This window comes from Virgibacillus doumboii, assembly GCF_902806455.1.
GTDB classification, from domain to species: domain Bacteria; phylum Bacillota; class Bacilli; order Bacillales; family Amphibacillaceae; genus Lentibacillus; species Lentibacillus doumboii.
In genome coordinates this window covers 115338-127346 of sequence record NZ_CADCWQ010000002.1, presented here as the reverse complement: position 1 = coordinate 127346, position 12009 = coordinate 115338, and the positions used below count along the sequence as shown (strand labels likewise).

Here is a 12009-nt window from a genome sequence, read left to right as displayed (position 1 = left end):
GACCTTAAGGGCACTAAATTAAAAGACTTAATATCTTTTATCTATGAAAAGAACCATAGTTGTTTCTTAAACATCCAGATTTTGAACATACTGGGCATTATCCTCGATAAAGTTTCTTCGTGGTTCTACTTTATCACCCATTAACATATCAAATACCTGATCAGCGTCGATTGCATCCGATAATTCAACCTGAAGCAATGTACGTGTTTCCGGGTCCATTGTAGTCTCCCAAAGCTGTGTTGCATTCATCTCGCCAAGACCTTTATAGCGCTGCAGGCCTGGCTTTGGTGTCTTTGGAAGTTCCTCTAAAATACGGTCAAGCTCCTTATCATCGTATGCATAATGGGCTGCCTTACCCTGCTGAACTTTATAAAGTGGCGGCTGCGCAATATATACATAGCCATGTTCAAGTAATGGGCGCATATAACGATAGAAAAATGTTAGCAGCAATGTCCGAATATGGGCACCATCTACATCAGCATCCGTCATAATTACGACTTTGTGATACCGTGCTTTCGTAATATCAAAATCCTCACCTATCCCTGTGCCAAGTGCAGTAATCATTGCACGTACTTCATTATTGGATAAGATTTTGTCCAAGCGTGCTTTTTCAACGTTTAATATTTTACCGCGCAACGGCAGGATTGCCTGAAAATGGCGGTCACGTCCCTGCTTGGCGGATCCACCTGCAGAGTCACCCTCAACAATGTACAATTCGCTGATTTCTGCATCTCTTGATGAGCAATCAGCCAGTTTTCCGGGTAGATTGGAAATTTCAAGAGCACTCTTTCTTCGAGTTAATTCACGTGCTTTTTTCGCTGCCATGCGGGCTCTTGATGCCATTAATCCTTTTTCCACCACTATTTTGGCAACATCCGGATTTTCAAAAAGGAATTTGGAAAATGACTCACTGAATGCTGCATCAGTTACTGTTCGTACTTCACTGTTACCCAGCTTTGTTTTCGTTTGTCCTTCAAATTGCGGATCAGGGTGCTTAATCGATACTACAGCGGTTAATCCCTCACGAACATCATCACCAGTAAGATTCGGATCGTTCTCTTTAAACATATTATTTTTACGTGCATAATCATTGATTACACGTGTTAAACCGGTTTTGAATCCAGATTCGTGCGTACCACCTTCAATAGTGTGGATATTGTTTGCATATGAAAAAATATTGCTGGCAAATCCATCATTATACTGAATAGCAACTTCCACAGAAATATCCTGGTCTTCACTCTCCGCATCGAATGGTTCATGCAGTACTTCACGTGTCCGGTTGATATATTCAACATAGGAACTGATACCGCCTTCGTAACAGTAATCAACTGGTTCTTCATCCGTTCGCTTGTCTTCAATTGAGATTTTAAGGCCTTTATTTAGAAATGCCAGTTCACGAACTCTCTGTTCCAGTCTTTCGAAATCATAGGTTTGTGTTTCCGTGAAAATTTCCTGATCAGGCTTAAAATGAACTGCAGTTCCAGTAATATCTGTTTCACCTATAACTTCAATATCGCCTTGTGGAACACCTTTTTCAAATCCAAGATAATGAATTTTCCCATCAAGGTGAACCCATACCTCAAGACTACTTGAAAGTGCGTTTACCACGGAAGCACCAACACCATGCAAACCACCGGAAACTTTATAACCCCCGCCACCGAATTTACCACCGGCATGAAGAACGGTCATAATAACTTCAAGTGCTGGTTTTCCTGTCTTTTTCTGAATATCAACGGGAATTCCGCGGCCATTATCCTTAACTGTAATACTATTATCTTTTTCAATAATTACCTGAATATGGTCACAATAGCCTGCCAATGCTTCATCAATACTGTTATCAACAATTTCCCATACCAGATGGTGCAATCCTCTTTCACTTGTTGAACCGATATACATGCCAGGTCTTTTTCGTACTGCTTCCAATCCTTCCAGCACTTGTATCTGATCAGCACCATATGCTTCTTCATTTGTAACTTTTTCTTCTGCTGACATTTTTTCACCTACGTTTCTTTAGAGGTTAAACTTTTATTTACTTCCAGTATTCACTCAAGTTCATCCGAGAAGTCATCAAGCTTACTTATTGTTGAGATCATACTTGCTCGTTTTTTTAACGTTGAAACCGATAATGAACTGAAATAAATTTCCTCACTCGTAATAACAACTGACTTTGCTTCGTCAGTTGGTCCAAATACTATATCCTGTTTTCCGGCATTCTCCATCATTTCTTCCATAACGCCCGAGGATGTTACTACATTACGATCAATAATCGTGATAACATCCTTCGATTGAATAACATTATCATTTCCAATATGAATAAACATCATATCCCTCCACACTTATGTATCTACTTTGCCATCAATGACTCGAAACAGTTCAGCTTCTCTAAGTGTTTCATGGTTAATACCATCGACACTGGTGGTGGATACAAAGGTTTGTACTTTTCCTTGAATCGTATTTAATAAATGCGACTGTCTATGATCATCAAGCTCACTCAGGACGTCATCAAGAAGCAGAATCGGATATTCACCAACCTCATTGTAGATAAGCTCTATCTCAGCGAGCTTTACAGATAATGCGGTTGTACGCTGCTGCCCTTGTGAACCATAAGTCTGAACATCTTTATTATTTACCTGGAAAATCAGGTCATCCCGATGTGGTCCAATCAGCGTGGTTCCACGTTCAATCTCTTTTTCTTGTATATTGTGGAATTTATTTCTGTAGATAGTTTCTATTTTCTCCTTATTTGCTGCTTCTGATACGTCTATTGACGGTGCATACCTGATTTCAAGCTCTTCCAGTTCGCGACTGATTCCATGATGGATCGGACTGGCCCATTTACGTAACAGTTCCAGAAAAACATATCTCCGTTCCAAAAGGGTGGCCGCATGCTCAATTAACTGTTCCGTCATAACTTCCAGCATCGTCAAGTCCTGTTTTTCCCTGTGCTGTAATTTTTTCAGCAAATTATTGCGTTGTTTTAATATTTTTTGAAATTGTCCTAAATGGTAAATATACCTTGGCTGAATTTGGCCAAGTTCCATATCAATAAACCGTCTCCTTGTTTGAGGAGGTCCTTTAACCAGGGTGAGATCCTCCGGTGCAAACATAACAACATTCAATGCTCCGATATAATCGCTCAACCTTTTTTGTTCGATATGGTTTAATTTTGCCTTTTTGCCTTTTGTCGATAGAATAATTTCAAGTGGAAACGATTGTTTTCGTTTTACGGTCCTACCTTCTATTTTAGCATATTCCTGCTCCCATTGGATAAGTTCCTTTTCCCTGGGGGTACGATGGGATTTGGTAAAGGCAAGTACATAAATAGCTTCCATCAGGTTGGTTTTACCTTGGGCATTTTCTCCAATAATGACGTTGATTTTATCATCAAAAGAAATATCCAACTGTGAATAGTTCCGGTAGTTTTTTAGTTGCAGTTGTTCAATATGCATGGAAATTCCTCACGATTCGTCTTTAGTAACGATGTATGAACCGATGTCTTCAATTTCCACCACATCATCAGGGTAGAGTTTTCTTCCCCTGCGGTGTTCCAGTTCGCCATTAACAACTGCTCCCTGGTCCTGCAAAAAAGCTTTAACCATTCCACCGGACTCCAGAATATTAATCAGTTTGATAAATTGCCCCAGTGTAATAAAACCGGTATTTATTTCTACTTTTTCATGCAATGTAATCACCAAATTTTCCCATAGTATTGTTTCAAGCGTTCTATTGTACCTTCCTTCTATTTTACTAAAGATTTAGTGTTTAGGGAAGGAAAGACCCTATAATTGTTTTTTTGACCATACTTGAGGAAGTAAAAAGCTCTTATCCACGGCAGATAAGAGTTTTTTTAACCTGTAGTCATCATCATTAAACTAGGTTCTTTACTTAAATTTATTGCTTTTAAACATTGTAGTTGATATAAACTCCGACGTATTCTAAATCAGGTTAGTAACCTTTAGTAATGCCCTCCGACGCCGCAGCTGGAATATACTCGATTCCGAGACTCGCCTAGCTTGAGCTTCTGATCAGGAATCCCTCATATTCCAGCTGCTGGTTTTAATGGTTTAAAAATCTTGATATATTTTTGTATTTATTAAAAGCAAATACCAGCGGAGGAAATACGCTGAGACTCCTGGGGGAGGAAAGGCATCGGTGAGACCATGGAGTGCGTAAGCACGGAGTGGGCTCAGCAGCCGCCTTCGGAAAGCGAAGTGTATTTCCGGAGCGATGTTGTTTCACACAGCTTTATTCAAAGTAGTTCGCAGTTTATATCATTTTGAGGTTTTTAAAAAACAGTTGCCATACATTTAGCAAGCACGAAATGTATGGCAACTGCGGGTTCTAAGAACCTTTTTTAACTAATTAATACGTTCTAACTGGCAAAATTAATTGTAAAATCGGGTCATTATTGGACGGTTTAATAATAAATGGGCGCATGGATCCGGTAAATTCAATTTTCACTTCGTCATCTTCAATCGCTTTTAATGCATCGAGCATATATTTTGAGCTGAAGGAAATTTTCAACTCTTCCCCAGTAATAGACTGAACAGAAATTTCCTCGGCAACTCGTCCTACTTCCGGTGAATTACTAGTTATCTCCAGCAGTTTTTCATCTTTTGTAGTCAGTTTTACTACGTTATTACGTTCTTCCTTAGCAAGCAGGGAAGCACGATCGATTGTGTTGATTAACTCTTTTGTCTTCACATGAAGAACTGTTTTGCTTTGCTCCGGAATCAATCGGGAGGTTTCCGGATAGTTTCCATCCAACAGTCTGGATAGGAAATTTAAATGCTCAGTTCGAAACAGTATTTGATTATTCGTTACACTGATTTCGATATTATTTTCGGAATCATCAAGAATTTTATAGAGTTCATTTAAACTTTTCCCTGGCACAACAATGTTGGAGAAATCACTATTCGTTTCCTTTACAGGAATTTCACGTGATGCAAGTCGGTGGCTGTCTGTTGCAGTGAAATTTAATGTATCGTTTTGCAATTTTACATTTACACCAGTCAGAATAGGGCGTGTTTCCATTGTTGATACAGCAAAAACGGTTTGTTTAATTAAACTTTTTAACAAGTCTGTCGGAAGTTCAAAGCTATTTTCCGATTGCAGTTTTGGAAGTTGTGGATATTCTTCAGCATCCTGGCCATTTAAATTAAATTCTGCTTTTCCTGAGCGAATTGTAACCTTCAGATCAGAATCTGCTTCAATTTCAACTGTCTTTTCCGGCAATTTCCGGACAATGTCAGGAAAATAACGTGCCTGCAGTACAATACTGCCTTCTTCAATTTGTTCGACGTTTACTATCCCATCTTCTTCAGTTGGAATAAAGGACTCTATTGAAATATCAGAATCACTTCCTGTTAATGTGATTCCGGTTGTTTTTGCTTCGATTTTCATACCTGTCAGGATTGGAATAGCTGTTCTCGATGAGATTGCTTTCATTACATTTTGAACACTGGAAATAAGCTGGTCACGCTGAATAATAAATTTCATTGAATTTATTCTCCTTTTTGGTTATATATTTATATCTTTTTTATAAAAATATAATAGTAACAGTAATAAGGCCTGTGATTATGTGGATAAGTCAAAAAACTTATTGAACATAAAGGTTATCCACATGTGGAAAGAATGTTTATAAGTGCGGTACTTCTATTAACATTATTCACATGTATATAACTTAAAACGATTTTAATTTTTCTTTTAGTTCTTCAATTTCTTTGTGAAGTAATGTGTCGTTTTCCATGATTTTTGCAATTTTTTCGTGTGCATGGATAACAGTTGTGTGATCGCGGCCGCCAAACTCTTCACCTATTTTCGGCAATGAAAAATCAGTGAGTTCTCTCGATAGATACATTGCAATCTGTCTTGGAAATGCGATTGACTTTGTGCGCTTTTTAGCCATGAAGTCTTCCAGCTTAACATTGTACTTTTCCCCAACAGCTTCCTGTATCCCGTGAATGGTTATCGTCCGCGGTTTATTGCTTGGAATAATATCTTTCAGTGCATCAGCTGCAAGTGCAGCGTCAATATCCTGATTTACCAGAGAAGAATACGCGACAACACGAATAAGCGCACCTTCAAGCTCACGGATGTTTGTATCTATTTGATTTGCAATATAGAGCATCACTTCATTTGGAATATCAAGGCCTTCTGCTTTTGCCTTTTTTGATAATATAGCTGTTCGTGTTTCAAGATCCGGTGGAGTAATGTCTGTTATTAATCCCCATTCAAATCGTGAACGCAAACGATCTTCCAGTGTAGGAATTTCCTTTGGCGGCCGGTCACTGGAAATAATAATTTGTTTATTTTCCTCATGTAATGTATTAAATGTATGGAAAAATTCTTCCTGCGTTTGTTCTTTACCAGCCAGGAATTGAATATCATCGATTAATAAAATATCTACATTTCGATATTTGTTCCGGAAGTTTGTTGCTTTGTTATCCATAATTGCGTTAATGAACTCATTGGTGAATTTTTCAGATGATAAATAAACCACATTTGCTTCAGGATTGTGCTCCTGTACATAATGTCCAATTGCATGCATTAAGTGTGTTTTACCAAGTCCAACACCACCATAGATAAACAGTGGATTATATGCTTTTGCGGGTGCTTCAGCAACAGCAAGTGAAGCTGCATGAGCAAACCGGTTCCCTGATCCAATCACAAAGGTATCGAATGTATACTTTGAATTCAGCATGGTTTTTGGTGAGTCTGTACCACCTTTGTTCATGGTTGAGATTTTTTTAGGTGCCGGGTTTATGTCATCGATATTTTCCTGGGATTCGGGAATGATAAATTCAGTTGATAGCTTTGCACCGGTAATATCTTCTAAAATTTCATTTATCAGATTCGTGTACCTGCCCTCTAACCAGTCCCGAGCAAATGCATTTGGTGCCGTAACAACCAATCTATCATCTATTAATGATTTAGCCTTCGTATTTTTCAGCCATGTATCAAAGCTGGGTTTACTTATTTTTTCTTCGATTTTCTCTAATGTTGCTTTCCATAATTCATCGATGTTTTCCAAACGGCTTCACCCCTTTCAATAATGATAGAAAAAACCTCTCTCAATCTTCCTGGATCATGTGTTAACGAAAGATGGAAAGGTGTTTTGTCAGTGAATTAAATAATTTATACATTTTAATAATATAAAACTATTTTTAAATCAAATGTAAGAAAATATAAGGTATTTGTATGTGGATTTTTAAATATTGGCATCATAATGCGTTGATTATGTTATTTACATTATCCACATTATTGTTAATAAATCAATAAACAGAGGTGTGAACAACTGTCCACAGTTTATCCACAAGGTGTGGAAAAGAAGATTTCTGCAGATCAATTTACACATGTTAAAACACAGATATAATACCAAAAAAAAACTAATGATGCAACGCTTTTTCGACACTTATCCACAAAGTCCATCACTTGTAGACAAAAATTATCCACACCACCATATTTTGTGATTATCCTGTCGATATTTGCTGTGGATATAAAAATATAACAGAAAAAAGATGAACATGAATTTGTGGATAAAAAAAGTCGATGTTAAGTTGACAGATAACGTATGTTTTTCTTATAATAATTTAGACTGTCTTTTAGATAATGTTAATTTTGATTTTTAATTCCTCAGGGAGGTGCAAGATAAATGAAACGTACGTATCAACCAAATACTCGTAAGCATAAAAAAGTACACGGATTTCGTTCACGTATGAGTACCAAAAATGGACGTAAAGTTTTGGCTCGTCGCCGTCGTAAAGGTAGAAAAGTATTATCTGCATAGGCCACTGAAAATTTCTCAGTGGTTTTTTTTCTAAAAGCAGCGGTTCTTGTAAAAAGAGCTGCTGCTTATTAAGCTTTAAAATTTTTTCCTGGCTGGTCTAGATCTTGGCTAATAAGGTGATATTAATGAAAAAAGGATTTCGTATAAAAGATAATGAAGCGTTTCAGCATGTATTTAAACATGGGAAGTCTTTTGCAAATCGGCAGCTGGTTATTTATTACATAGCTAAGTCAGACCAGGATCATTTTCGTATTGGCCTTTCAGTAGGAAAAAAAATTGGTAATGCTGTTACCAGGAATCGCATTAAGAGATACTTGAGGCAAGCCTTCCATGAGCTGGAAGGTAAAATAAAGTATTCGCATGATATTGTTATCATAGCTCGTCAACCAACTAAAAAAATGAATTATCATGATGTTAAAAAAAGTCTTATCCATTTGTTATCCAGAGAGCGTCTGGTAAAAAAATAGGACTCAATTATGAATTTATATAGATTCTTATAATCATTTAAGATAAAATAACAACTAGAATGGCTATAATAGGAAATGTTTAGTTTTGGTACTTGGACAAGTACTTGCGCTTTTCGATTAGTAAGGAGGAAATAAATTGCGTAAAAAGGTTTTATTGCTTGTAGTCCTGGTGGGGTTACTTGCAGTTCTTTCCGGTTGTATGAACGTAAACGATCCAATCAATGCGGATACTGAAGGCATCTGGGCAGAATGGTTTGTATGGCCATTGGCACAGGTGATCACATATTTTGCTGAGTTATTTAATGGTAATTACGGTTTGTCAATTATTATTGTAACCATTATTGTACGTTTAATCTTGTTGCCTTTGAATGTTAAACAATTAAAAAGTTCCAAAGCAATGCAGGACATTCAGCCGGAACTAAAGGAAATTCAAAAGAAATACAGTTCAAAAGATGCCAATACACAGCAAAAATTACAGCAGGAAACAATGGCATTATTTCAGAAACACGGGGTAAATCCACTTGCCGGTTGTTTGCCGATTTTTGTACAAATGCCGATATTAATTGCAATTTATCATGCAATTATGCGGTTTGATCCGATACAGGAACATAGTTTTCTATGGTTCCAGTTAGGTGAACCGGACTATATTTTACCTTTAATAGCCGGGGGAGCAACATTCCTGCAGCAAAAGCTTATGATGGCAGGCAGTCCTGCCGCACAGAATCCACAAATGATGGTGATGCTGTATGTAATGCCGATCATGATTACTGTTTTCGCATTTTTCTTTCCGTCAGCATTAGCGTTATACTGGGTTGTAGGTAACGTATTTATGGTGGCACAAACAATCTTCATTCGAAAACCAATGATGAAAGATGCTAATAATGGAGGAGACAAAAAGTGAGAGAAATAACTGCTAGCGGAGAAACTGTTGAAGAAGCGGTCCAATCAGCATTAGAGCAGTTAAATACAACCAGGGACCATGTTGAAGTTGAAGTGATTGACGAAGGTAAAAAAGGACTTTTGGGAGTTTTTGGTTCAAAACGGGCAATAGTAAAAGTGAAGATTTCCAGGAATCAAATCGAACAGGCAGAGAAGTTCTTGCAGGATGTTACGAATAATATGAATGTATTGACTGAAATAGCAACTTCGGTCGAAGAGAACCATGTAACATTTGAATTATCCGGAGAGAAAATTGCTTTACTAATTGGAAAACGCGGTCAAACACTTAATGCGATCCAGTATCTTGTACATCTTGTAGTTAACAAAGATAATAAAGAATACTATACCGTCACAGTAGATGCTGAGGGGTATCGAGGTCGCAGAAAAGAAACACTTGAGTCACTCGCTGGAAAAATGGCAGATAAAGCTACACGCCTGAATAAGAAAGTGGCACTGGAACCTATGCCGGCCTTTGAAAGAAAGATTATTCACAGCGCCTTGCAGAACAACGACAATGTCACTACTTATTCAGATGGTGTAGAGCCACATCGACATATTGTAATAAAACCATAAAAATCAATGCCTCCAGTCACCTGGGGGTATTTTTTTGTTCTTTATTGATTAATATAATGATGGATTAATATTATCGACATATAAGATTTAAACTGCGAACTACTTTGAATAGAGTTGAGTGCTGCAAAACCGCTGCGGAAATACACTTCGCTTTCACACCTCCGGGTACCAAGGCGACATCTGCTCAAAAAGTGCGTTTTCGCAGTGTCTTCTTAGCCGTGGGCGGCTGATGAGCCTCCTTGCTCCTTCGTCGCTGCGGAGTCTCATCTAGGCCTTTGCTCCCACAGGAGTCTCAGCGTATTTCCTCCGCTGGATTTTGTTCACTCTATCTTGGTGAATCAATATTTTTTTAGTAACGGAAAAGATTTAACCTGTAAACCAGCAGCTGGAATATGCAAGACTCCTCGAAAAAGAAAAGCACTTTTTCTTCGTGCGATATATCGCTGTCGTAGCCTACCTTGTCCTGTGGAAGAACAATCTAGGCAAGACTCCGTGGGCGAGGTACGATCTGAGGAGTACTCGGCACAAGACCTTAGGAAAGCGAGTATATTTCAGATGCGGAGTCGAAAGTAAATTCATCCACTGTGAATTATTTTTCGTGTAAAACATTATTCACATGTGGATAAATGATTTTTTTAATGCTAAAAATTTCAATTGTGGATAAGTTTATTTTTAAATATAATTGTGGTATTCTATTAAGTTAGTGACAATAAAAATTAATGAGTTGTTTATATATATTAAATTTGCCAAAAGATGGAGGTGAGATGATTGGAAACAGATACAATTACAGCGATATCAACGCCAATCGGTGAAGGAGCTATTTCAATTGTACGACTGAGTGGGGAAGAAGCAATTCCGGTAACAGCAGAATTATTTCAGGGGAAAAATTTACTTGAAGCAGAATCCCACACAATTCATTACGGAAAAATTATAGATCCCGATACAAAAGAGGTTGCTGAAGAAGTGATGGTCACAATCATGCGTGCACCGAAGACTTTTACCCGTGAGGATATTGTGGAAATCAATTGTCATGGTGGGATGGTTGCAGTAAACCGCGTACTTGAAATAATTCTTGCAAAAGGCGTTCGGATTGCTGAACCCGGCGAATTTACAAAACGTGCTTTTTTGCATGGCCGTATTGACCTGTCACAGGCTGAAGCAGTAATGGATTTGATTCGGGCGAAAACAGATAAAGCAATGTCGGTTGCGTTAAAACAAATGGACGGAAGATTATCTTCATTGATTGGCACCCTTAGACAGGAACTTCTGGAGACTGTTGCACATGTTGAAGTAAATATCGACTATCCTGAATACGATGATGTGGAAGAAATGTCGCATGGAATGATGCGGAGTAAGACAAAAGAAGTCCATAAAGAGATTGAAAAATTGCTTGAGGTGGCTAAACAAGGGAAAATTCTGCGTGAAGGGTTAGCTACAGCAATTATAGGTCGACCAAATGTTGGGAAGTCTTCTTTAATGAATGCATTAGTTCAGGAAAATAAAGCAATTGTCACGGAAATCCCTGGAACGACACGTGATGTTATTGAGGAATATGTAAATGTACGGGGGGTTCCGTTAAGACTTTCCGACACAGCAGGTATTCGTGAAACGGAAGATATTGTTGAAAAAATCGGTGTGGACCGGTCCAGAAAAGTGTTAGCCGAATCGGACCTTATTTTATTTATTTTAAATAATAATGAAGCATTGACTGATGAGGATAAAGCTTTATTTGAAGCGATTCAGGGGCTTGATTATATTGTAATCGTCAATAAAACGGATCTGGAACAAAAGCTTGATTTGGAAAAAGTTGCTGAACTCGCTGAAGGGAAGCCAGTCATTTCAACTTCTTTAATAAAAGAAAAAGGTATCGACCAACTTGAATCTGCAATTGCAAAAACGTTCTTTGCAGGGGAAATTGATGCCAGGGATTTAACGTATGTTTCCAATGTCAGACACATCCAGCTGCTGAAACAGGCAAAACAGGCACTGGAAGACGCGATGTCGAGCCTGGAAATGGAAATGCCGCTTGATATCGTTCAAATAGATGTAACACGTACGTGGGAATTTTTGGGAGAAATAATCGGGGATACTGCCAGTGACAGTCTGATTGATCAGTTATTCTCACAATTTTGTTTAGGAAAATAGTTTTTTTAAAAAAAGGTACTGCTTATTAGTGAGAAATATTGCTAAAGAGATCGGTTCTTTTCACCGATCTCTACCAATCTTACTTCCGGCTTCTGA

The 12009-nt window shown here is 38.0% G+C and carries 11 protein-coding genes; 5 read left to right on the top strand and 6 right to left on the bottom strand.

Translation table 11 applies throughout. From position 1 onward, the window contains the following. Positions 1-66: 66 nt before the first annotated feature. The 6 genes from gyrB to dnaA all read right to left on the bottom strand — a co-directional run bounded on the left by gyrB (position 67) and on the right by dnaA (position 7033). Positions 67-1992: a DNA topoisomerase (ATP-hydrolyzing) subunit B gene (gene gyrB / locus G6R02_RS16870; protein WP_164670569.1), complete on the bottom strand. Its 1926-nt coding sequence runs from the start codon at positions 1990-1992 to the stop codon at positions 67-69. 50 nt (positions 1993-2042) lie between these two features. After that, positions 2043-2321: an extracellular matrix regulator RemB gene (gene remB, locus G6R02_RS16865; RefSeq protein ID WP_164670568.1), complete on the bottom strand. Its 279-nt coding sequence runs from the start codon at positions 2319-2321 to the stop codon at positions 2043-2045. Between the two features lie 15 nt (positions 2322-2336). Further along, positions 2337-3449, bottom strand: a complete 1113-nt coding sequence (gene recF / locus G6R02_RS16860) for a DNA replication/repair protein RecF (RefSeq protein WP_164670567.1) — start codon at positions 3447-3449, stop codon at positions 2337-2339. A gap of 9 nt (positions 3450-3458) precedes the next feature. Further along, on the bottom strand, positions 3459-3683 hold the full coding sequence (yaaA, locus tag G6R02_RS16855) for a S4 domain-containing protein YaaA (RefSeq protein WP_164671102.1): 225 nt from the start codon (positions 3681-3683) through the stop codon (positions 3459-3461). Positions 3684-4362: 679 nt separating this feature from the next. Beyond that, entirely contained in the window at positions 4363-5499 is a 1137-nt protein-coding gene (gene dnaN, locus G6R02_RS16850; protein WP_164670566.1) for a DNA polymerase III subunit beta, read from the bottom strand. A gap of 184 nt (positions 5500-5683) precedes the next feature. After that, complete coding sequence (dnaA, locus tag G6R02_RS16845; RefSeq protein ID WP_164670565.1) at positions 5684-7033, bottom strand: chromosomal replication initiator protein DnaA; 1350 nt, start codon at positions 7031-7033, stop codon at positions 5684-5686. Positions 7034-7654: 621 nt separating this feature from the next. On the opposite strand from dnaA, the gene rpmH reads away from it, so the two are divergent. The 5 genes from rpmH (at position 7655) to mnmE (ending at position 11913) form a co-directional block, all read left to right on the top strand. Next, a complete protein-coding gene (rpmH, locus tag G6R02_RS16840) occupies positions 7655-7789 on the top strand; it encodes a 50S ribosomal protein L34 (protein ID WP_164670564.1) in 135 nt (44 codons plus the stop codon). Positions 7790-7914: 125 nt separating this feature from the next. Continuing rightward, a complete protein-coding gene (gene rnpA / locus G6R02_RS16835) occupies positions 7915-8256 on the top strand; it encodes a ribonuclease P protein component (RefSeq protein WP_164670563.1) in 342 nt (113 codons plus the stop codon). A gap of 136 nt (positions 8257-8392) precedes the next feature. Beyond that, positions 8393-9157: a YidC family membrane integrase SpoIIIJ gene (spoIIIJ, locus tag G6R02_RS16830; RefSeq protein WP_164670562.1), complete on the top strand. Its 765-nt coding sequence runs from the start codon at positions 8393-8395 to the stop codon at positions 9155-9157. Continuing rightward, entirely contained in the window at positions 9154-9768 is a 615-nt protein-coding gene (jag, locus tag G6R02_RS16825; RefSeq protein ID WP_164670561.1) for an RNA-binding cell elongation regulator Jag/EloR, read from the top strand. Before spoIIIJ ends, jag begins: the two co-directional genes overlap by 4 nt. A gap of 768 nt (positions 9769-10536) precedes the next feature. Next, complete coding sequence (mnmE, locus tag G6R02_RS16820; protein WP_164670560.1) at positions 10537-11913, top strand: tRNA uridine-5-carboxymethylaminomethyl(34) synthesis GTPase MnmE; 1377 nt, start codon at positions 10537-10539, stop codon at positions 11911-11913. Positions 11914-12009 lie beyond the last annotated feature (96 nt).

Excerpts from the sequence above, each read along its gene's own strand:
- gyrB (WP_164670569.1), bottom strand. The coding sequence starts at position 1,992 with ATGTCAGCAGAAGAAAAAGTTACAAATGAAGAAGCATATGGTGCTGAT.
- dnaN (WP_164670566.1), bottom strand. The coding sequence starts at position 5,499 with ATGAAATTTATTATTCAGCGTGACCAGCTTATTTCCAGTGTTCAAAAT.
- rpmH (WP_164670564.1), top strand. The coding sequence starts at position 7,655 with ATGAAACGTACGTATCAACCAAATACTCGTAAGCATAAAAAAGTACAC.
- recF (WP_164670567.1), bottom strand. The coding sequence starts at position 3,449 with ATGCATATTGAACAACTGCAACTAAAAAACTACCGGAACTATTCACAG.
- remB (WP_164670568.1), bottom strand. The coding sequence starts at position 2,321 with ATGTTTATTCATATTGGAAATGATAATGTTATTCAATCGAAGGATGTT.
- rnpA (WP_164670563.1), top strand. The coding sequence starts at position 7,915 with ATGAAAAAAGGATTTCGTATAAAAGATAATGAAGCGTTTCAGCATGTA.